Consider the following 21,770-nt stretch of genomic DNA (forward strand, 5'->3'; position numbering starts at 1 on the left):
ACGCCCGTGTTGCCGGCGTCCCGTGTTGCGCAAAGAAGCAACAGTCTTCGCGGCGCCGCGTTACGCCACGCTGACTCAAATCGTGCGGTGCGCCACAGCCGGCAACGTGCCGCCCGCCAATGCGGCGGATTTCACGGTTTCCGTCAGCGCGGCGTCCAGCGGCGTTGACGGCAGGGGGCCAAGTGCTTCCGGTGGGCACGAGCCTTATGGCCGTGCACCGCGAGATCTACGGCAACCGGCTGGTGCGCCGGGTGTTCGACTTGCTGGCCGGGGCCGTGCCCGCGGCGCTGTCTGCGCGTCTCACAGGGGCGCGGTCTGCGTGAATTCCCACACGGTATGCATGCTGAGTTTGTATCTAAGTTGTGTCGGCGGCTCAATCGCCTTTGGGTTAACCCGATGGTCAGGCGCACTCCGCCTTCTTTTGACCGCTGACGGTTTTGTGCTGCCCGGCGCCCAGCCGCCGGCAGCCAGCTGCGTCGGCTCCTCGATTCCCTCCATGAACTTCCTGAACAAGCTTCGCCTCGGCACGCGGCTGGGGCTCGGATTTGCCGTCGTCCTGGCCCTGCTGCTGGTGGCCGTGGGCACGGCCGTGCTCAGCCTCAACCAAGCCGATGCCGCCGCGCGCCGTACCGTGGAGGTGGACATGGTCACGGCCGACGCCACCGCCACGCTCAACACCTACACCCGCGCCAATGCCCGGCGCACCATGGAGCTGTTCTTCGCGCGCGACGAGGCGCACGCCGACAAGATCCGCCAGATGATCGCCTTCAACAAGAAGAAGGTGACGGAGTCGCTGGAGACGCTGGAGCGGCTGGCCTACTTGCCCGAGGGCAAGGCGCTCGTCGGCAAGGTCAAGGAGGCGCGCGTGGCCTACGTGGGCTCGTTCGGCAAGGTGTCGGAGCTGCTGGCCGTGGGCCGGCGCGACGAGGCCAACCGGCTGCTGATGGACGAAACGCTGCCCGCCATCGACGTGCTGCAGGAGCACGTGGAGGCGCTGCATGTGCGGCAGCAGGCGCTGGTGAAGGACAGCGCCAACGGCCTGTCCGACAGCATCGCCGCCTCGCGCGTGCTGATGCTGGCAGTGGGCGCCGTGGCGCTGCTGGTGGGCATGGGGTTGGCGTGGGGGCTCACGCGCTCCATCACCGCGCCGCTGCACCAGGCCGTGCAGGTGGCGCGCACCGTGGCCGCGGGCGACCTGACCGCGCGCATAGACGTTCGGCGCGGGGACGAGACCGGCGAGCTGCTGGGCGCGCTGCGCGACATGAACGAAAGCCTCACGCGCATCGTCACGCAGGTGCGCCACGGCAGCGAGTCCATCGCCACGGGCAGCGCGCAGATCTCCAGCGGCAACGCCGACCTGAGCCAGCGTACCGAGCAGCAGGCCAGCAACCTGCAGGAAACGGCGGCGGCCATGGAGCAGCTCACCTCCACGGTCAAGCAAAACGCCGACACCGCCAACATGGCCACGCAACTGGCCGGCAGTGCCAGCCAGGCCGCGGAGCAGGGCGGCGAGGTGATGGGCCGCGTGGTGGCGACCATGGAAGAGATCAGCACCGGCTCGCGCCGCATTGCCGACATCATCGGGACGATTGACGGCATCGCCTTCCAGACCAACATCCTGGCGCTCAATGCCGCAGTGGAAGCCGCGCGCGCGGGCGAGCAGGGCCGGGGCTTTGCGGTGGTCGCGGGCGAGGTGCGCAGCCTGGCGCAGCGCAGCGCGGAGGCGGCCAAGGAGATCAAGACCCTCATTGGCCAGAGCGTGGAGAAGGTGGAGGCCGGCTCGCGCCTGGTGGGCGATGCCGGGCGCAGCATGAGCGACCTCGTGACGCAGGTGAAGCGCGTGAGCGACCTGATCAACGAGATCAGCTCCGCCAGCAACGAGCAGGGCCAGGGCATCAGCCAGGTCAGCGAGGCCATTGCGCAACTGGACCACGTGACGCAGCAGAACGCCGCGCTGGTGGAAGAAAGCGCCGCGTCCGCCGACAGCCTCAACCAGCAGGCCGCACAGCTGCTGGGCGTGGTGGGCTCGTTCAGGCTCAACGCGGGCGCCGCGTGAGCGCGGCTGGGAATGGCGCGCGCGCAAGGCGTGCGAGGCGGTTGGGGTCGCATAGCACCAACATCAGCTCCCCGCCAACGCCGGTGCGTATCATCACAACCGCTCTCGGCGGCCCAAGCGCAGGACGCGCCTCCCAAGCCGTTGCGGGCGCCACCACTGAGCCGCAGCCCGCACCGAGCATGAGCACGCACGAGCCTTCCTCCCCGACCGCATCTCCCTCCGCCCACCGTCCCGCAGCCGAAGGCGTTCCCGTCGCGCTGCCGCCCGCGCTGCACATCGACGGTGCGGTGGCCACCATCACGCTGCGCCGCCCGGCGGTGGCCAACCGGCTGGAGCTGTCGGACCTGGAGGTGTTGCAGGCGCACCTGGCCGAGGTGAACGCCCGTCCCGAAGTGCTGGTGCTGCGGCTGCAGGGGCTGGGCCGGCACTTCTGCAGCGGTTTCAACCTGGGCGACGCGGGCGAGCACATCACCAACGCCGCCGAGAGTTTCGAGGCCCTGGCCGCGGCGCTGGAGGCCGCGCGCCCGGTGACGGTGGCGGTGATCAACGGCGGCCTGTACGGCGGCGCCACGGATTTGGCGCTGGCCTGCGACTTCCGCATCGGCACCACGGCCGCGGAGATGTTCGTGCCCGCAGCGCAGCTTGGGCTGCTGTTCTACCGGGGCGGCATGGAGCGCTACGTGGCGCGGCTGGGGCTGCCGATGGCGCGGCGCATCCTGCTGGCGGCGGAGAAGTTCGAGGCGTCGCAGATGCTCTCCCTGGGCTACCTGGACCGCATGGTGGAGCCGCAGGCCCTGGCCGAGGCGGGGCAGGCCTGGTGCGACCGCCTGGCCGGCATGGCGCCGCTGGCTCTACTGGGCATGAAGCGCCATCTAAACGCCATGGGCCGCGGCGCGCTGGACGAAGCGGCCCTGGCCGCCGACATCGCCCACGTCAACGCCTCGGAGGATTTGCGCGAGGGCGTGCGGGCCTGGCAGGAGAAGCGCAAGGCGGTGTTCACGGGGCGCTGAGCAGGGCCAAGGGCCTGTGCGCGCGCTCCGCGCCGCCCGGTCCCGCCTCACCCGCGCGCCGCCCTCTCCACCGCCCGGCGCCCCACCTCCACCGCTTCGAAGTGCTCCCGCAAATAGCGGCTGAGCCGCACGTTCTGCGCGTGGACCACGTTGAAGCGCACGCAGTTGGCGTGCTCGGCCAGGGTGCTGAAGGTCGGGCCGCCGGCCAGCAGGATGGCTTGCTGCCAGGCGTCCTTCACCAGCGGCTCCAGCGCCACGCCCGCGGGCAGCCGGCCCCACAGGAAGAGCCCGCCCTGCGCCGGCTGGTCGAAGGCCAGGCCAACGTCCTGCAGCACGGCCAGCGACGCGTGCCGCGCCCCGGCCAGGCGCTGCTGCAGCCGCTCCATGTGCTTGCGCACCCGGCCGCCGGCCAGCAGCTCGGCCATCACCGCCTCGTTGAGCGTCGCCCCGCTCAGGCAGGCAAAGATCTTCTGCCGCAGCAGCGGCTGCAGCACCGCGGGCTCGGCCGCCAGGTAGCCCACGCGCAGCGCGGGGCTCAGCACCTTGCAGAAGCTGGAGTAGTAGATGACGCGCGACAGCCCCGCCAGCTGCGCCAGCGTGGTGCCGGGGCCGGGCAGGAGGTGGCCGTACACGTCGTCCTCGGCGATCAGCAGGCCGTGCTGCTCGGCCAGCGTCAGCAGCCGGTACAGGTTGGCAGGCGAGGCGGTCCAGCCCGTGGGGTTGTGCAGCCGCGTCTGTATGAAGGCCAGCCGCGGCCGGTGCGCGCGCAACGCCGCCTCGAACCGCTCCAGGTCCACGCCCTCGGCCACGCGCGGCACGCCCACGATGCGCGCGCCGCTGTCGGCCAGGCGGGCCTGCAGCAGGTGGTAGCCGGGGTCCTCCACGATGACGGCATCGCCCGGCTTGACGAAGGCGCGGCAGATCAGGTCTATGGCCTGCGTGGCACCGGCCGTGGTCATGATGCGCGCGGCGTCGGCCACGATGCCCTGGCCGCGCAGCAGCGTCGAGAGCCGCTCGCGCAGCGCCGCGGCGCCCTGCGCCGGGCAGCGCGCGGCCATGCCGCCGGGGAGGCCGTCGAAGGCGCGCTGCAGCACGCTGCGCGGCACGGCCTCCTGCAGCCAGTTCGCGGGCAGCGCGCCGCTGCTGGCCTGCAGCAGGCCCACGGGCAGGTCGTGCGCCTGCTGCGCCATCCACACCGCGTCCTGCTCCACGCCGGCTTCGATCAGCGTGGCCTCGTCGGCCGGCCGCGCGCCGGGCTGCGCCACGAAACAGCCGGCCGTGCCGCGCGGCTCCAGCCAGCCTTCGGCCACCAGCCGGTCGTAGGCCACCACCACGGTGTTTGGGCTCACGCCCAACTGCGACGCGAGCTGCCGTATGGAGGGCAGCCGCGCGCCCGGGGCCAGCCGGCCCTGGCGCAGCAGCGCCAGGAGCTGGCGCTCTATCTGCTGCGCCAGCGGCAGCGGCGAGTCGCGGTCCAGGGTGAACATGGGGTCGTGCTTCCTTTTCAGGGCAGCCGGATGGGGGGCAGCGGGCTGCCGTGGCGCTCCAGCCGGCGCTGGCGGCGCTCCAGCTCTTCCAGGCTGGCGGCGCCGGCCAGCCAGCGGCCGTCCTCGTCCAGCCGGGGCGCCAGGCCCGTGCGCCGCAGCCATCGGGCCAGGGCTTGCGCCATGCGCCGCCAGGGCCGCCGGGCGCGGCGCGATGGTACTGCGGGGGCGGTGGAAGGCGGGGCGAGCGCTTCGCTGCGGGTCATGGCGGCATCTCCGGTTGGGCTATGCCGCCACCGTATCGGCGCGATGCCGCCGCACCAAGGCACAAACCGCCGCGCGCGGCGTGGGACTGTGTCAGTGCGCGCGCTGATACAGCCGCGCCCGCCGCACCGCCGCGTTGCGCGGCGGCCCTGGTTGCGCGCGCATCGCCGCCGGTTCAGCCCGGCGGCGGGTGCTGGCGGTGCCGGCGCACGCGCGAGGGCCGCATCGACAGCCAGCGCGCATACAGCGCGGCGTTGACGGCCAGCACGGTGAGCGCAATGCCCCATTGCAGCTCGCGCGTGAGGCCCTCAGGGTAGAGCAGCGGCAGCAGGTAGTGCTCGATGAAGCTGCCCTCGTAGCCGCGCGTGCCGGCCAGGGCGCGCAGGCGGTTTTCCAGCGGCGTGAGCGGGCAGGGGCGGTCGCCGGCTTCCACGTAGAAGCCCCACAGCAGCGCCGGCAGGTGCAGCCACAGCAGCCGCGGCCAGCGCGGCAGCAGCGCGGCGCCGGCCGCCACGAACACCATGAACAGCAGGTGCAGCAGCACCACGGCATCGGCGGCCCAGGCGTACAGGAGCGGGGGCATCAAGGTCCCGGGGTGGAGGCGGTGCGGGCGCGGCGGCGGCGGTGCGCCGGCTCAGGCACAGGCGCCGGCAGCGCGCAGGGCGGCCACGGCGTCGTCGCCATAGCCCAGCTCGCGCAGCAGCTCGGCGCCGTGCTCGCCCGGGCGCGGCGCGGGTGCGGGCTCGCGTCCGGGGGTGCGCGAGAAGCGCGGCGCGGCGGCGGGCTGCACCTCGCCGGCCACGTTCACGTACACGCCGCGCGCGGTGTTGTGGGGGTGGGTTTCGGCCTCCTGCAAATCCAGCACGGGGGCGAAGCAGGCGTCGCTGCCCTCCAGCAGCGCGCACCAGTGCGCACGTGGTTGCGTGCGCATCAGCGCGGCGATGCGCTCCTTGAGCGCCGGCCAGCGCGCGTGCTCGTGCTGCTGGGCGGGGTCCACGTCGTCCAGGCCCAGGCGGCGCAGCAGCTCGGCGTAGAAGGGCGGCTCCAGCGCGGCCAGGGTCACGAAGCGGCCGTCGGCGCACTCGTAGGCGTCGTAGAAGGGCGCGCTGCCCAGCAGCACGGCGTGGCTGCGTTCGCTGGGCCACCAGGCGCTGCCGCGCATGTGGCGCACCATGGCCGAGAGCGCGGCCACGCCGTCCACCATGGCGGCGTCCACCACCTGGCCCCGCCCGCTGCGCTGCGCCTCCATGAGCGCGCACACCAGGCCGAAGGCCAGGAACATGGCGCCGCCGCCCATGTCGCCCACGAGGCTGGGCGGCACGGTGGGTGCAGCGCCGTCGCGGCGCGAGAGGTCCAGCGCGCCCGTGAGCGCGACGTAGTTGAGGTCGTGGCCCGCGGCCTGCGCCAGCGGGCCGCTCTGGCCCCAGCCGGTGACGCGGCCATAGACCAGCCGCGGGTTGCGCGACGCCGCGGCATCCGGCCCCAGGCCCAGGCGCTCCATCACGCCGGGCCTGAAACCTTCTATGAGCGCGTCGGCCGACTCCAGCAGCCGCCACGCGGCCTCCAGCCCGTCGGGATGCTTCAGGTTCAGCGCGATGGAGCGCTTGTTGCGGTCGGTGGCCACGCGCTGCAGAGCGCCGCTGGCGGGCGCGGCGGCGCGCTCTATGACGATGACGTCGGCCCCCATGTCCGCCAGCAGCATGCCGGCCAGCGGGCAGGGGCCCAGGCCCGCGAACTCGACGATGCGCAGGCCCTGCAGCGGGCCTGCGGCGGTGGTGTTTCTTCCCATGCAATGTCTCCGGTGCCTTCGTGCGTTTGCCGCAATTGGGCGGCATCTTCGGTCCGTATCAGCTTGTTTGGAAACGTCAGCATGGGGTGTGATGTGTTGGAAATTCCTTGGCTTGGGACGCAGGCGGGTATTTCCCGGGGGCAGGGCATGGCCCTTGCCGCGGATGGGGGGCGGACATGCTGGTCCGCGTGCAAGCAGCAGAAAGGATCGACATGCCTGACGCGAAAAGCCCCGCCGGCCCCGGCAAGTCCACTACCGAGCGCCGCGAGGCCGCCACGGAGCGCGAAGAGCTGGAGGAGCTCCTCACTCCTGACGACGAGGACGGCAACTACACCAACGCCCCCCGCGCGGCCGAGCGTGACGCGCATGTGGGCAGCAGCGACAACCAGGGCTCGGTGCCCAAGAGCTCGAACACCAAGCGGCCTTGAGCCGCTCCTGTTCTTGACTTGAATGCGGGCGGCCTTCCCGTGGGCCGCCCGTTTCGTTTCAGCCGGCCAGGCGGCCCTGCAGCTCCAAGTGCGTCAGGTACAGCCGCAAGTCGAATTCGAGCTGGTGGTACTCCGGCTCCATGTAGCAGCACAGTTGGTAGAAGGCTTTGTCGTGGTCCTGGTGGCGCAGGTGGGCCAGCTCGTGCACGGCAATCATGCGCAGGAAGGCCGCGGGGGCTTCGCGGAACAGGCTGGCGATGCGTATCTCGCGCTTGGCCTTCAATCGCCCACCCTGCACGCGCGACACCAGGCGGTGCGTGCCCAGCGCGTGCTGCAGCAGCCGTATCTGCGGGTCGTATTGCACCTTGGCCAGCGGCTCGCTGCTGCGCAGGTGATTTGTCTTGAGCGCCTGCACGTAGTCCCACAGCGCGCGGTCGGTGCGCACGGTGTGGCTCTCGGGGTAGCGGCGCGCGATCAGCGCACCCAGCTTGTTCTGGCTGATGAGCGTGCTCACCTGCGCCAGCAGCGGCTCGGGATAGCCGGCCAGGTATTTCAGGCTGGCCATCTCAGGCGCGCCGCTTGCCTCTTGGGCCGGCGCCGCGTCGGCAGGGTGGGAGCCGGCCGGTGGAGGCGCTGAGCCGGCGGGCTCGCGCCGGCGTGGGACCGGCGGGCGGCGGGATGCGGATTCGGACATGGGCGGCGATGCTAGCCGCCCGCTCCGGCCCGCCTCGCCTGCAGGGCCGTGCGCGGTGCGTGCGCCGAAAATATTGCGGCAGCCGGCGTGAACAGGGTGCGTTCGATGCGCAAGCTCAGCGCTGTTGAGGCCGGCGGGCCGTGACTTGGAGTAGTGCCTATGGCGAGCAGCGTCAGCGCGACGCGGGAGCAGGCGTGGCGGGTGCTCGTGGCCGGGGCCGACGCGGCCGCGCGCGAGGCCGTCGCCGCCCAACTGGCCGGGGGCTGGGAAGCGGGTTTCGATTGCAGCGAGGTGGCCGACGTGGCCGCGGCGTTGCGCATGCTGGACGGCGGCAGCGGCGAGCATGCCGCCATCGATTGCGCGCTGCTGCTGGAGCCGCTGTCCGGCATGGACATGCCCACGGCGCTGCGCTTGCTGGCCGGCGGCGACGGCCTGGCCCGCGTCTGCGCCGTGGTGCTGTGCGCGGGCGAATGCGGCGCGCAGGCCGAACGCGAGCTGCTGCGCGCCGGTGCGCAGGACTGCCTGTCCCGCGCGGCCGGCCCGGCAGCGCTCTCGCGCAGCGTGGGCCGGGCGCTGGAGCGCTGGCGGCTGCTGCGCGCCGCCGCGCTGGAGCGCGAGCGCATGGCGGCCCAAGCGGCCGAGCGCGAGGCGCACCTGCGGCTGGCGCTGGAGGCGTCGGCCACGGGGCTGTGGACCTGGGACGTGGACACCGATGCCGTCTCCTGGTCCGACGAGTGCTTTCGCATCCACGGCCTGGCGCCGGGCGGTTTCGAGCACACCGGCGCCGGCTTCTTCCAGCTCGTCCACCCCGAGGACCGCGAGCGCGTGCGGCGCACGGTGCGCGAGGCCATCGCGGCGCGGGCGCTCTACGAGTGCGAGTTCCGCATCCTGCGTCCCGGCGGCGAGGTGGCCTGGGTGGGCAACCGCGGCCGCGGTCTGCTCGATGCCCAGGGCCGGCTGCTGCGCGTGCTGGGCACCCTCACCGACATCAGCCGGCGCAAGCACGCCGAGGCCGCGCAGGCGCGCAGCGCCGCCTTCGCGCACAGCGTGGTGGAAAGCAGCGCCGACTGCATCAAGGGCCTGTCGGCGGACGGGCGGCTGCTGTGGATGAACGACCACGGCCGCGGCCTGATGGAAGTGCCCCTTGGCGCCGAGCTGCAGGGCCGCGACTGGCTGGCCTTCTGGGAGCCCGGCGGCGCGCGCGCCGAGGCCGAAGCCGCGCTGGCCGCGGCCCGCGGCGGCGGTGTCGGCCGCTTTCGTGCCATGTGCCCAACCCTGGCGGGCACGCCGCGGTGGTGGGACGTGGTGGTCACGCCCATTCCCGGGCCTGAAGGGCCGGTGGAGCAGTTGCTGTGCGTCTCGCGCGACGTCACCGAGGCCCGCGCCGTGGAGGCCACGCTGCGCGAGCGCGAGCTGGAGCTGCAGACGCTGGCCGACAACAGCCCCGACATCCTTACCCGCTTCGACCGCGCGCTGCGCCACGTCTTCGTCAACGTCGCGGTGGAGCGGGCCACGGGGCGGCCGCGCGACGACTTCCTGGGCCGCACCAACCGCGAGCTGGGCATGCCGGCGCGGGACTGCGAGGTCTGGGATGCGGTGCTGCAGGCCGTCTTCGACATGGGCCAGCCGGGCGAGCTGGATTTCTCCTTTGACGGCCCGCAGGGCCTGCGCCACTACAGCGCGCGCTTCGTCCCGGAGCCGGGCGCCGACGGCGAGGTGGAGTTCGTCCTGGGCGTGACGCGCGACGTCACCGGGCACCGGCAGGCGGAGCAGGCGCTCAAGGAGGCCGACCGGCAAAAGGACGAGTTCCTGGCCACGCTTGCGCACGAGCTGCGCAACCCGCTGGCGCCCATACGCAACGGGCTGGAGATCCTGCGGCGCGACCCCGCCCTGCAAGAAGGCGCCGGGGCACAGGCGCGCGACATGATGGCCCGGCAGCTCGCGCACCTGGTGCGGCTGGTGGACGACCTGCTGGACGTCTCGCGCATCAGCCGCGGCAAGATGGACCTGCGCCGCGAGCGCGTGTGCGTGCAGGCCGTGCTGGAGCACGCGCTGGAGGCCAGCCGCCCGCTGGTGGAGGCCGGCGGCCACGCGCTGGTGCTGGAGCTGTGCGACGAGCCGCTGTGGCTGGACGGCGACCTCACCCGGCTGGCGCAGGTGGTGAGCAACCTGCTCAACAACGCCGCCAAGTACACGGCCGCGGGCGGGCGCATCGCGCTGCGCCTGGTGGTGGAGCCGGCGGGCGGTGCCGCGCACGCGGCGCCGGACACGCCGGCCGAGGTGGTGCTGAGCGTGCGCGACAACGGCAGCGGCATTGCCGCGGACATGCTGCCGCGCGTCTTCGACCTCTTCGCGCAGGCCGACGGCACGCGCCACCGCGCGCAGGGCGGTTTGGGCATCGGCCTGTCGCTGGCGCGCAGGCTGTTGGAGATGCACGGCGGGTGCATCAGCGCCGAAAGCCCGGGGCTGGGCCAGGGCAGCACTTTTACTTTGCGGCTGCCGCTGGCGTCGCGGGGAGCAGCGATGGTGGGGTCAAGCTTGGAATCAACTTTGGAATCGAACCTGGAATCGACGGTGGAGGCGGCGGCTGAGGCGCTGGTGAAGGCGCGGCAGCCCGGCGAGGGGGCCGAGGGGGCCTCGGCGCTGGCCGACGGGCTCCAGTCCCTTGGGCGGCGCGTGCTGGTGGTGGACGACAACGTGGACGCCGCCGACAGCCTGGCGATGATGTTGGAGCTCATGGGCCACGAGGCGCGCGCGGTGCACGACGGCGCCGCGGCGCTGCAGGCCGCGCCCCTGTGGCGGCCGGACATCGTGCTGCTGGACATCGGCCTGCCGGGCTTGAACGGCTACGAGGTGGCGCGCCGCCTGCGCGCCGATCCGGCGCTGGCCGGCACGCTGCTGGTGGCCCTCACCGGCTGGGGCAGCGAGGGCGACAAGCGCCGCAGCGCCGAGGCCGGCTTCGACGCCCACCTGACCAAGCCGGTGGCGCTGGACGACGTGGAAGCCGTGCTGGCGCGTTACCCGGCCCCGGCGCTGGCGGCGGGCGGCGGCACGTCCCTGGGGGTGCTGGCCGCGAGGTGAGGCGCTCCGCGCAGGGCGTGTGCCGGTCGGGGTCGCCACGGTGAACGGCGCCGCCGCCGGGGCAACACGGGGACGCGGGCGCGGCGCGCTTTCGGGAATTTTTCCTGGAGGAGGGGCCCTGGGCTGCGGATAGCGTTGCGCGCATGACAAGGAGACCGGACATGTTCCAGCCCAAGCTGTCCCTGGGCGCCGCACTGGCCTTGATGGGCACCACTGGGGCGCTGGCCCAGACCGCCTGGGTATCCAGCGAGAAGGACCACGCCATCACGCTGGTGGACCTCAAGACGCAGGCCGTGGCGGGCGTCATCAACACTTGCAAGCGCGCGCGCCACATGCAGCTCGCGCCCGACGGCAAGCGGCTGTTCGTGGCGTGCACCGAGTCTGGCCAGGCCGACATCATCGACGTCGCCACGCGCAAGTCGGTCGGCCGCATCTCGCTGGGCGACGAGCCCGAGGCCTTCGATTTTTCCAAGGACGGCCGGGCGCTGTACGTGTCGGCCGAGGATGAAGGTGCCTTGGTCACCATCGATGCCGCCACCGGCAAGGCGCTGGCCTCCGTTGCGGTCGGCAAGGAACCCGAGGGCGTGAAGACCTCGCCTGACGGGAAGCTGGTGTTCGTCACCTCCGAGGTGGCCAACATGGTCCACGTGGTGGACACGGCCACCGGCAAGCTGGTGAAGAACATCGCCGCGGGCAAGCGCCCGCGGCGCATGGTGTTCACGCCCGACGGCGCGCAGCTGTGGGTGAGCAACGAGCTCGGCGCGAGCGTGAGCGTCATCTCGGTCAAGGACCTGGCCGTGACGCACACCGTCAAGCTCGAGCTCAAGGGAGCGCGCGCCGAGGACATCACGCCCGTGGGCCTGGCCATGACGCGCGACGGCAAGACGCTCTACGTCTCCATGGGCCGCGCCAACCACGTGGGCATCATCGACGTGGCCAGCCGCCAGCTCACCAAGACCGTGCTGGTGGGCAAGCGCGCCTGGCACGTGGCGCTGAGCCCGGACGAGAGCCGCCTGGTGGTGAGCAACGGCTTGAGCGACGACGTGACCATCATCGACACGGCCACCGCCAAGGCGCTCAAGAGCGTGCCCGTGGGGCGCGTGCCCTACATGGCGGTGGTACTGCCGTGACAGCGATGGCGGCCGTGGCGGCTTTCACCCCAGGTGCAGCCGCGTCGAGCTCTTGACCTCTTCCATCACCGCGTAGGTGCGCGTCTCGCGCACGCCGGGCAGTTGCCACAGCACGTCGCCGGCAAAGGCGCGGTAGGCGTGCATGTCGGCCATGCGCGTCTTGAGCAGGTAATCGAACCCGCCGGCCACCATGTGGCACTCCTGCACCTGCGGATGCGCCTGCACCGCGGCGCGGAACTGCTCGAACACGTTGGGCGTGGTGCGGTCCAGCAGCACCTCCACGAACACCGTCATGCCCGCACCCAGCTTCTCCGGGTTCAGCCGCGCCTCGTAGCCCAGGATGTAGCCGTCGCGCGTGAGCCGCTGCACCCGCGCCAGCACCGAGGTCGGCGACAGCGCCACCGTCTCGGCCAGCTTCAGGTTGGAGATGCGCCCGTCGCGCTGCAGCACGTCCAGGATCTTGAGGTCGATGCGGTCCAGGCCGTCCAGGTCATTGGGCATGGTTGTCTAGAGAAAAATTCGCAGGAAAGAAGAAATAACGATCAGTTATTCGGAGGCATTAGGAACATGATCGCAGGATTCACCAAATCCTGCGAGCGTCGCCATGCCCGTGCCGCCTTTTTCCGCCTTCACCCCGCTGCTGCCGCAGCCGCCGCTGCGCGCGGCCATCACCGCCGCCTGGCGGCTGCCTGAGCCGCAGGCCCTGCCGCCGCTGCTGGAGCAGGCCAGCCTGCCCCAGGCGCAAGCGGGTGCAGCGGAGGCCCTGGCGCAGCGCCTGGCGCGCACGCTGCGCGAGCGCAAGGCCGACGCCGGCCGCGCGGGGCTGGTGCAGGGGCTGCTGCAGGAGTTCTCGCTCTCCTCGCAGGAAGGCGTGGCGCTGATGTGCCTGGCCGAGGCGCTGCTGCGCATCCCCGACAGCGCCACGCGCGACGCGCTCATCCGCGACAAGGTCGCGCGCGGCCAGTGGCAGGCCCACCTGGGCCGCAGCCCCTCCATGTTCGTCAACGCCGCCGCCTGGGGCCTGATGATCACGGGCCGCCTGGTGGCCACCCACAGCGAGCGCGGCCTGTCCTCGGCGCTGGCGCGGCTGATCGGCAAGGGCGGCGAGCCGCTGATCCGCGCCGGCGTGGACCGCGCCCTGCGCCTCATGGGCGAGCAGTTCGTCTGCGGCGAAACGATAGAAGACGCCCTGGCCCACGCCCGCAAGCGCGAGGCCCAGGGCTTCAACTTCTCCTACGACATGCTGGGCGAGGCCGCCCTCACCGGCGAGGACGCGCAGCGCTACCTCGCCTCCTACGAGGCCGCCATCCACGCCATCGGCAAGGCCAGCGCCGGCCGCGGCATCGTCAATGGGCCCGGCATCTCCATCAAACTGTCGGCGCTGCACCCGCGCTATGCGCGTGCCCAGCAGGCGCGCGTGATGGAGGAGCTCTACCCCGTGCTGCGCTCGCTGGCGCTGCTGGCGCGGCGCTACGACATCGGCCTGAACATCGACGCCGAGGAGGCCGACCGCCTGGAGCTGTCGCTGGACCTGCTGGAAAAGCTGTGCTTCGAGCCGGAGCTCGCGGGCTGGAACGGCATCGGCTTCGTGGTGCAGGCCTACCAGAAGCGCTGCCCCTTCGTCATCGACTTCATCATCGACCTGGCCCGCCGCAGCCAGCACCGCCTGATGGTGCGCCTGGTCAAGGGCGCCTACTGGGACAGCGAGATCAAGCGCGCGCAGATCGACGGCGCCGACGGCTTCCCCGTCTACACCCGCAAGGTCTACACCGACGTCGCCTACATCGCCTGCGCGCGCAAGCTGCTGGAGGCGCCGGACGCCATCTACCCGCAGTTCGCCACGCACAACGCGCACACGCTGGCGGCCATCCACGAGATCGCCGGCCCCGCGCGCTGGCAGCCCGGCCAGTACGAGTTCCAGTGCCTGCACGGCATGGGCGAGCCGCTGTACGAGCAGGTCGTGGGCCAGCCCAAGGACGGCGGCCTGGGCCGCCCCTGCCGCGTCTATGCCCCCGTGGGCACGCACGAGACGCTGCTGGCCTACCTCGTGCGCCGGCTGCTGGAAAACGGCGCCAACACCTCCTTCGTCAACCGCATCGCCGACCCGGCCGTGGACCTGGCCACGCTGGTGCGCGACCCCGTACGCACCGTGCGCGACATGGCGCGCAAGGAGGGCACGGTCGGCCTGCCGCATCCGTCCATCCCGCTGCCGGCGCAGCTCTACGGCGACGCGCGCGCCAACTCGCGCGGCCTGGACCTGGCCAACGAGGACCAGCTCGCCGCGCTCACCGAGGCCCTGCGCGCCAGCGCCACCGAGAGCTGGAACGCCTCGCCGCTGCTGGCCGGCTCGCCCTCGCCGCTGCCCGCGCAGCCCGTGGTCAACCCCGCACGGCATGACGACCTGGTCGGCCAGGTGCAGGAGGCGTCCGCCGAGGACGTCGAAACCGCCCTGCGCGAGGCCGCCGCCTTCGCCCCGGCCTGGGCCGCCACCGCGCCGGCCGAGCGCGCCGCCATGCTGGAGCGCGCCGCCAACCGGCTCGAAGCCGATATGCCCCGCCTCATGGGCCTGCTGGTGCGCGAGGCAGGCAAGACCTGCTCCAACGCCATCGCCGAGGTGCGCGAGGCCGTGGACTTCCTGCGCTTCTACGGCGCGCAGGCCCGCCGCGAGCTGGACAACGGCAAGCATGTGCCGCTGGGCCCCGTCGTCTGCATCAGCCCCTGGAACTTCCCGCTGGCCATCTTCATTGGCCAGGTGGCCGCGGCCCTGGCCGCCGGCAACCCGGTGCTCTGTAAACCGGCCGAGCAGACGCCGCTGATCGCCGCCGAGGCCGTGCGCGTGCTGCTGGCCGCCGGCGTGCCGCGCGCGGCGCTGCAGTTGCTGCCCGGCCAGGGCGAGTCGGTGGGCGCGCGCCTGGTGGGCGACGCCCGCGTGCAGGGCGTGATGTTCACGGGCTCCACCGAGGTCGCCCGCATCCTGCAGCGCACGCTGGCGCAGCGGCTGGATGCGCGCGGCAACCCCGTGACGCTGATCGCCGAGACAGGCGGCCAGAACGCCATGGTGGTGGACTCCTCGGCGCTGGCCGAGCAGGTGGTCAACGACGCCGTGGCCTCCGCTTTCGACAGCGCCGGCCAGCGCTGCTCGGCGCTGCGCGTGCTGTGCGTGCAGGAAGAGGCGGCCGACCGCATCGTGGAGATGCTCAAGGGCGCCATGGCCGAGCTGCGCCTGGGCAGCCCCGACGAGCTGGCCGTGGACGTGGGCCCGGTGATCGACGCCGAGGCGCAGGCCGGCATCCAGCGCCACATCGACGCGCTGCGCGGCCGCGGCCGTTTCGTGCACCAGGCGCTGCGCCCCGTGCCGGCCAACGGCAGCTTCATCGCCCCGACGCTGATCGAGCTGGAGAGCCTGGACGAGCTCCAGCGCGAGGTCTTCGGCCCCGTGCTGCACGTGCTGCGCTACCGCCGCGCCGAGCTGGACGCGCTGCTCACGCAGATCAACGGCACGGGCTACGCGCTGACCATGGGCCTGCACACGCGCATCGACGAGACCATCGCCCGCGTGGTGGAGCGCTCGCACGCGGGCAACGTCTACGTGAACCGCAACATGGTCGGCGCCGTGGTGGGCGTGCAGCCCTTCGGCGGCGAGGGCCTGTCGGGCACGGGCCCCAAGGCCGGCGGCCCGCTGTACCTGCTGCGGCTGCTGGCCGCGCGGCCGGCGCATGCGCCGGCGGTGGCGTTCGACGCCCTGGGCCGCGTGGAGACCACGGCCCCGGCGCGTCCGGCGCTGGAGGCGCTGGGCGATTGGGCCGCGGCGCACAACCGCACCACGCTCTCCGAGCTGTGCGAGCAGTTCGCCGGGCAGACCCGCGCCGGCGCCGCCTGCGTGCTGGCCGGGCCCACGGGCGAGCGCAACGTCTACACGCTGGCGCCGCGCGAGGGCGTGCTGAGCGTGGCGGGCAGCGACGAGGACCGCCTGGCGCAACTGGCCGCCGTGCTGGCCGTGGGCGCACGCGCCGTCTGGCCGGCCTCGGCGCGTGCGCTGCACCTGTCGCTGCCCGAGGCTGTGCGCGCCAGCGTGGAGGTGGTGGACGAGGCCGACGCCGCGCTGCTGAAGGTGGACTTCGACGCCGTGCTGCTGCACGGTGGCGCGGCCGAGCGGCAGGCGCTGTCGGCCGGCCTGGCGCAGCGCGCAGGCGCCATCGTGTCCGTCACGGCGCTGCAGCCCGGCGACACCGCCATCCCGCTGGAGCGGCTGCTGGTGGAGCGCGCGCTGAGCGTCAACACGGCTGCGGCCGGCGGCAACGCGAGCCTGATGACGATTGGGTGATGGGTAACGGCGGCCGGCACAGGCGGCCGGCCGCTTGCGCTCACGCCACCGTCACGCTCTCCTGCGCCAGCCCCTTTTCCAGCTCGGCGATGCCTGCCGGCAGGTCCAGCGCCGCGCCTGCGTACTGGATGCTCGCGCCCAGCGCGTGCAGCGTGCGGAACAGGTTGTGCGCGCGGCTTTGCTCGCCCATCTGGCCGATGCGCACGATCTCCAGGCCGAAGGATCCGGAGATCTCCACCCGGTGCACGCGCGACATGTAGGAGCGCACCGCGTCGGCCGAGATGCCCACGGGCACCTTGATGCCGATCACCGAGTTCAGCCGCGCCGCCTCGGGCACCAGCAGCTCCAGCCCCATGGCCTCGATGCCGTTTTGCAGCGCCTTGGAGCACACCAGGTGGCGCTCGAAGCGCTTGGGCAGCGTCTCCTCGCACACCAGGCGCAGCGCCTCGTGCAGCGCCAGCACGCCCGACACCGGCGCGGTGTAGTGGTAGGACTTCTTGTTCCAGAAGTTGTCGGCCAGCAGCGCGTCCAGGCACCAGTGCGTCAGCACGTGCTTGCGGCTTTCGATCTTGCGCCACGCCTTCTCCGACAGCGCCAGCAGCGACACGCCGGGAATGGAGGACAGCCCCTTTTGCCCGCCGGTGATGACCGCGTCCACCTTCCACGCGTCCATCTCCAGCGGCATGGTGCTGAGCGTGCACACCGCGTCCACGATGGCCACGCAGCCCTGCGCATGCGCCAGCCGCGTGATGGCCTCCAGCTCGCGGTTGAACACCGTGTTGGACGTCTCGCCCTGCACGATGGTCACGACCTTGTAGTCGCCGCCCTTGAGCGCCTCCTCGACGGCCGCGGCGGCGGCGAATTCGAAGTTGGGCACCTCCAGCACCGTCACGAGGCCGCCCACGCGCGTGGCCATCTCGGCCATGCGGCGCGAGAAGTAGCCGTTGCAGATGGACAGCACCCGCTCGCCCGGCGTCACCAGGTTGGCAATGGCCATCTCCATGGCCGCCGAGCCCGGGCCGGCCACGCCCAGCACGTGCTCCGACTCGGTCTGGAACACGTAGCGCCCCATGGCCTTCACCTGCTCGATGACCTTGTTCATGGTCTCGCCCAAGTGGTTGATCACGATGGAGTTGGCGTAGGACACCTTGTGCGGGATGGGCACGGGACCGGCGCCCATCATCAGCAGGGGTTCCTGGGGAAGGATGTCGTCCAGCGACATCACGCTGGGAGGCAGCAGCAAGGGCATGGCAGGGGGTTCCGGCAACAAGGACACAGCCCGCGCCGCGCCGGCGCGGGATGGAATTGTCCACCCTTTACGAAGCCGCCCCCGGCGCGGCGGCCATGCCGCTGCGGAGATAGCGCTCGAACTCGGCCGGCCGCACGGGCTTGCAGAAGAAATAGCCCTGCACCTCGTCGCAGCCGGCGTCGCGCAGGAAGTCGAACACCTCGCGCGTTTCCACGCCCTCGGCCACCACGCGCAGGTTGAGCGTGTGCGCCAAGTGCACGATGGCCGGCGCCAGCTTGCCTGCCTGTCCGCACTCGACCGAGCTGGTGAGCCGGGGCAGGAAGGTGCGGTCCAGCTTGAGCACGTCCACCGGGAAGCGCCACAGGTAGGACAGCGACGAGTGCCCGGTGCCGAAGTCGTCCACCGAGAGCTCCAGGCCCAGGGCCTTGAGCCGCTGCAGCGTCAGCGCGGCGGCTTGCGGGTCCTGCATCAGCGAGCTTTCGGTGAGCTCCAGCTCCAGCAGCGCCGGGGCCATGCCGGCCTCGCGCAGGGCCAACTGCACGTCCGCCACGAGCTGCGGATCGTGCAGTTGGCGCGGCGAGAGGTTGACCGAGACCTTCAGCGGCCGCCCCAGGGTCTGCACCCACAGCTGGTTCTGGCGGCAGGCCTGGCGCAGCACCCAGGCGCCCATGGCGTTGATGAGCCCCGTGTCCTCGGCCAGCGGGATGAAGGTGGCCGGCGGCACGCTGCCGAGCTGCGGGTGGTTCCAGCGCAGCAGCGCCTCCATGCCCACCACCTGCAGCGTCGCCACGTCCAGCCGCGGCTGGTAGTGCAGCTCCAGCTCGCGGCGCTCCAGCGCGCGGCGCAGGGCGCTCTCCAGCGTCAGCCGCGCGCGCGCCTGCTCGTGCATCTCCGGCGTGAAGAAGCGGTAGTTGCCGCTGCCGCGGCCGCCGGTGCCGGACTTGGCGCGGTACATGGCGCTGTCGGCGCTCTGGAACAGGGCCTCCTTGGTCTGGCCATCGCGCGGGTACAGCGCGATGCCTATGGAGGCGCCGACGAACACCTCCTGGCCGCCCAACAGCATGGGCTCGTCAAACTGCTCCAGCAGCTTGCGCGCCACCGCCGCAGCGGAGTCGGCTCCATGGTCGCAGGGCAGCACCACGACGAATTCGTCGCCGCCCAGCCGCGCGACCATGTCGTTGGGGCGCAGCCGCAGCCGCAGCCGCCGCGCCACCTGCTGCAGCAGCAGGTCGCCGGCCTCGTGCCCCATGGAGTCGTTGACCTCCTTGAAGCGGTCCAGGTCGATGAACATCACCGCCAGCGAATCGCGGTCCTTGGGCACCAGTCCCAGCATGTGGTCCGTGTGCTCGTAGAGCCGCGCGCGGTTGGGCAAGGCCGTGAGCATGTCGCTGGTGGCCAGGCGGCGCAGCCGCTGCTCGGCCTGCTTGCGCAGCGTGATGTCGCGTGCCGTGACGTAGAGCATCTGCTGGGCGCTCACCCACTTGGCCGACCATGCCAGGCAGACCTCGCCGCCGTCCTTGGTGCCCCAGCGGATCTCGAAGTCGTGCAGCTCGTCGTGGCCGTCGCCAAAGGCGTTGCGGTCCACGCGCAGCGCGTGCTCGCGGTCCTGCGGGTGCACGAACTGGTGCCAGCGCTGCCCAAGCAGCTCCTGCGCGGCATAGCCGGTGATGCGGCAGCCCGCCGGGTTGATGCGCAGGAAGCGGCCCTCGGCGTCGAGGGTGCACACCATGTCCAGCGAGTTGTCTATGAGGTTGCGGTTCTCGTCGCTGAGGGCCTGCAGCCGCTGTTCGATGCGCCGCTGCTCCGTGACGTTGCGCGACATGCCGCGGTAGCCGACGAAGCTGCCGTCGCGCACCATGGGCTCGCCGGCGATGGACATGTAGTAGGGCTCCTGGCCGTGCTGCGACCGCACGCCGTAGCAGAGGTCGCGAAACGGCTGGCGCTGCGCGAAGCGGCGCAGGTACTCCTGCAGCCCGGGATCGGCGGGGTCGGCGGCGAGGTCCAGCCGGGTCTTGCCCAGCAGGCAGCCCGCGTCCATGCCCAGCCACGACGAGGCCTCGGGGCCCATGACGGTGAAGCGGCCCTGGGCGTCGGTCTCCCAGTAGCAGTCCGACAGCAGCGAGGCCAGGCTGCGGTAGCGCTCCTCACGCACCTGCAACTGCTCGCGCATGGCCTTCTCGACGGAGATGTCGCGCGACACGGCCACGGTGCCGCTGAGCGCGCCGGTGTCGGGGTCGGCCATCGCGCGCGTGGCGGTGGCCAGCCACACGTAGTGCCCGTCGCGGTGGCGCAGCCGCAGCTCGATCTGCGCCGGGTGGCGGCCGTGCGCCAGTTGGGCCTCGACCTCGGCGCGCACGGCGCCCACGTCCTGCGGGTGGATGAGCTCGTTGGCGTTGCGGCCCAGCAGCTCGGCCTGCGTGTAGCCCAGCAGGTGCTCGCACGCGGGTGCGACGTAGATGTAGCGCCCGGCGGCGTCGTGGCGCGTGATGAGGTCGCTGGCGTTTTCGGCCAGCAGCCGGTACTCGGCCTCGCTGCGGGTGAGCTGCTCCCGCAGCGCGTGCGAGGCCGACACGTCGGTGATCGTGCCCGCGTAGCCGCAGTAGCGGCCCTGCGCGTCGAAGCACGGCGCGCCCACGCCCTTCATCCAGCGCAGGCTGCCGTCGCTGCGCACGAGGCGGTAGCGGATCTGGTAGTCCTCGCGCGCGGCCGTGGCGCTGGCCAGCGCGGCACGCACCTGCGGCTTGTCCTCCGGGTGGATGAACCTGCGCCAGGCCGAGAAGGAGAACTGGCTGGGCCGCTCGAAGTAGACGCGGGCCTGGCGGTTGAGCTGGGTGATGACGCCGTGCTCGTCGATCACCCACACCAGCACCGTGATCTCGTCAGCCAGCCGGCGCAGCGCTGCGTCGGTGTTCGCCGCGGGCGGGCAACACGAGTCCTGCAATAAGAGCGTCACGCTTGATCCTCAAAATCCACGGGCAGGGCTGATCGAGGAGTGCATCCGCCTGCATTCGAGGAGTCCGGAACCAGCGCCTGTTTCTGCTGAACGAATTGGCTGAACGAGGTGATCGTTCGAAAACGGCCGGACTGTAGGCAACGCGCGCGGTGTAGCTGCCCGCGCGCGCGTTGCGTGTGAATTTTTCACGCCAGGGGAAACCCCCGGCGCCCGTCGCCCGGCGCGCCTCAACGGCGGTAGTCGTCAATGAGCTGCTTGCCCTCGGGGCCGGTGCGCTGCAGCCACTCGTCGAGCATGGGCTCGCCCACGGTCTTCTGCAGCCCGGTGCGCAGCGGCTCGGACGGCGTGACCACGTCCATGCCCATGTCCTTGATCAGGCCCAGGAAGCGGGTGTGGCGCGTCTCGGACTCCTTCCAGCCGCGCTTTTCGGCGGCGATGGCGGCTTTCACGACGGCGGCGCGCGTGTCCTTGTCCAGCGCCTCGAAGGCCTTGAGGTTCATCAACAGCCCGTTGCGCGGCAGCCAGGCCTGCAGGTCCACGAACGCGTGCATGGGCTCGAAGGCGTCGGCGTTGAAGCCGTCGGCCGCCACCAGCGCCGCGTCCACCTGGCCCTGCGCCACGGCCTGCGCCACGTGGTCCGCGGCCAGGGCCACGGGCTTGGCGCCCACCAGCTTGGCCATGCGCTCGGTGGCCGGGCTGTAGGCGGCCCACTTGAGCTCGCGCAGCTCCAGCAGCTTGCTCACGGGCTTCTTCACGAACAGGCCCGGCGGCGGCGAGGGCACGGAATACAGCATCACCAGCCCCTGGCCCGCGAGCTTCTTGCCGATGGGCACGCGCTGCGCCTGGTAGAGCTTGCGCGCGGCCGTGTAGCCGCTGGCCAGCAGGGGCACGCTGTCCACGCCGAAGGTGGCCCATTCGGACTGCACGTCGGCCAGCCGGAGGTCGGCCAGCGCCAGCGGGCCGTTCTGCACCGCGCGCTTGGCGTCGGCGGGCTTGAGCGCGGCGTCGCGCTTGATGCTGATCTTGAGCTTGCCGCCGGATGCGCTCTCAACGTCCTTGGCAAACTGGGCCAGGTTCTCGGCCTGGAAGTCCTTTTCGGGGAAGGGCGTGGCGGCTTCCCAAACGGTTTGTGCCGATGCGGCCAGCGCCGCGGCACCCAGGGCCAGGGCGGCCAGCAGGGGTTTCAACATGGGGGCTCCTTCGAAGGCTTGCGCGGCCGCACCGGGCGGCGGCCGCTGCGGTGGGCGTCGTCAACGGGAATTCTGCTGAGCCGGCCCGCCACCACGGACCGGCACCGCCTGCCTCGGG

16 protein-coding genes are annotated in these 21,770 nt (G+C 71.9%); 7 read left to right on the top strand and 9 right to left on the bottom strand.

Annotated elements, in window-relative coordinates:
• Positions 1-191: 191 nt before the first annotated feature.
• The 3 genes from SM757_RS10245 (at position 192) to SM757_RS10255 (ending at position 3,066) form a co-directional block, all read left to right on the top strand.
• Positions 192-323: a hypothetical protein gene (locus SM757_RS10245; RefSeq protein ID WP_322465381.1), complete on the top strand. Its 132-nt coding sequence runs from the start codon at positions 192-194 to the stop codon at positions 321-323.
• A 173-nt stretch (positions 324-496) separates the two neighbouring features.
• Entirely contained in the window at positions 497-2,056 is a 1,560-nt protein-coding gene (locus tag SM757_RS10250; protein ID WP_322465382.1) for a methyl-accepting chemotaxis protein, read from the top strand.
• Positions 2,057-2,235: 179 nt separating this feature from the next.
• Positions 2,236-3,066, top strand: coding sequence for an enoyl-CoA hydratase/isomerase family protein (locus tag SM757_RS10255; protein WP_322465383.1), 831 nt, complete (start codon positions 2,236-2,238; stop codon positions 3,064-3,066).
• Positions 3,067-3,113: 47 nt separating this feature from the next.
• Here the strand turns inward: SM757_RS10255 and SM757_RS10260 are convergent, their stop codons facing one another.
• From SM757_RS10260 to SM757_RS10275, 4 genes are all read right to left on the bottom strand, one after another.
• Complete coding sequence (locus SM757_RS10260) at positions 3,114-4,553, bottom strand: aminotransferase-like domain-containing protein (RefSeq protein WP_322465384.1); 1,440 nt, start codon at positions 4,551-4,553, stop codon at positions 3,114-3,116.
• Positions 4,554-4,570: 17 nt separating this feature from the next.
• Complete coding sequence (locus SM757_RS10265; RefSeq protein WP_322465385.1) at positions 4,571-4,816, bottom strand: hypothetical protein; 246 nt, start codon at positions 4,814-4,816, stop codon at positions 4,571-4,573.
• 173 nt (positions 4,817-4,989) lie between these two features.
• On the bottom strand, positions 4,990-5,397 hold the full coding sequence (locus SM757_RS10270; protein WP_066336635.1) for a DUF2784 domain-containing protein: 408 nt from the start codon (positions 5,395-5,397) through the stop codon (positions 4,990-4,992).
• A 51-nt stretch (positions 5,398-5,448) separates the two neighbouring features.
• Complete coding sequence (locus SM757_RS10275) at positions 5,449-6,603, bottom strand: CaiB/BaiF CoA transferase family protein (protein WP_322465386.1); 1,155 nt, start codon at positions 6,601-6,603, stop codon at positions 5,449-5,451.
• Positions 6,604-6,815: 212 nt separating this feature from the next.
• Here SM757_RS10275 and SM757_RS10280 point away from each other — a divergent pair, with 212 nt between their 5' ends.
• Positions 6,816-7,031 (top strand): hypothetical protein, encoded by a 216-nt coding sequence (locus SM757_RS10280; protein WP_066336632.1) that lies wholly within the window; start codon positions 6,816-6,818, stop codon positions 7,029-7,031.
• Positions 7,032-7,089: 58 nt separating this feature from the next.
• Here SM757_RS10280 and SM757_RS10285 read toward each other — a convergent pair whose 3' ends face one another.
• The gene (locus tag SM757_RS10285) at positions 7,090-7,596 is read right to left on the bottom strand and encodes a YgjP-like metallopeptidase domain-containing protein (protein WP_322465387.1); all 507 of its coding nucleotides are present in this window, start codon (positions 7,594-7,596) and stop codon (positions 7,090-7,092) included.
• Positions 7,597-7,884: 288 nt separating this feature from the next.
• On the opposite strand from SM757_RS10285, the gene SM757_RS10290 reads away from it, so the two are divergent.
• Positions 7,885-10,806: a PAS domain-containing protein gene (locus tag SM757_RS10290; RefSeq protein WP_322465388.1), complete on the top strand. Its 2,922-nt coding sequence runs from the start codon at positions 7,885-7,887 to the stop codon at positions 10,804-10,806.
• 161 nt (positions 10,807-10,967) lie between these two features.
• Complete coding sequence (locus SM757_RS10295) at positions 10,968-11,936, top strand: PQQ-dependent catabolism-associated beta-propeller protein (RefSeq protein WP_322465389.1); 969 nt, start codon at positions 10,968-10,970, stop codon at positions 11,934-11,936.
• Between the two features lie 24 nt (positions 11,937-11,960).
• Here the strand turns inward: SM757_RS10295 and SM757_RS10300 are convergent, their stop codons facing one another.
• Complete coding sequence (locus SM757_RS10300; RefSeq protein ID WP_066336613.1) at positions 11,961-12,437, bottom strand: Lrp/AsnC ligand binding domain-containing protein; 477 nt, start codon at positions 12,435-12,437, stop codon at positions 11,961-11,963.
• 103 nt (positions 12,438-12,540) lie between these two features.
• Between SM757_RS10300 and putA the strand changes: the two genes are divergently transcribed.
• Positions 12,541-16,260, top strand: coding sequence for a trifunctional transcriptional regulator/proline dehydrogenase/L-glutamate gamma-semialdehyde dehydrogenase (gene putA, locus SM757_RS10305; RefSeq protein WP_322465390.1), 3,720 nt, complete (start codon positions 12,541-12,543; stop codon positions 16,258-16,260).
• A 40-nt stretch (positions 16,261-16,300) separates the two neighbouring features.
• Here putA and SM757_RS10310 read toward each other — a convergent pair whose 3' ends face one another.
• The 3 genes from SM757_RS10310 to dctP form a co-directional block, all read right to left on the bottom strand.
• Positions 16,301-17,509 carry a pyridoxal-phosphate-dependent aminotransferase family protein gene (locus tag SM757_RS10310; protein ID WP_322465391.1) on the bottom strand — a complete coding sequence of 403 codons (1,209 nt, stop codon included), beginning with the start codon at positions 17,507-17,509 and terminating at the stop codon, positions 16,301-16,303.
• A 67-nt stretch (positions 17,510-17,576) separates the two neighbouring features.
• Positions 17,577-20,462 (bottom strand): EAL domain-containing protein, encoded by a 2,886-nt coding sequence (locus SM757_RS10315; protein ID WP_322465392.1) that lies wholly within the window; start codon positions 20,460-20,462, stop codon positions 17,577-17,579.
• Between the two features lie 227 nt (positions 20,463-20,689).
• The gene (gene dctP / locus SM757_RS10320; RefSeq protein WP_066336603.1) at positions 20,690-21,652 is read right to left on the bottom strand and encodes a TRAP transporter substrate-binding protein DctP; all 963 of its coding nucleotides are present in this window, start codon (positions 21,650-21,652) and stop codon (positions 20,690-20,692) included.
• Positions 21,653-21,770: the final 118 nt, after the last annotated feature.

It is taken from the genome of Azohydromonas lata (assembly GCF_034427735.1).
In the GTDB taxonomy this organism is placed as follows: Bacteria; Pseudomonadota; Gammaproteobacteria; order Burkholderiales; family Burkholderiaceae_C; genus Azohydromonas; species Azohydromonas lata.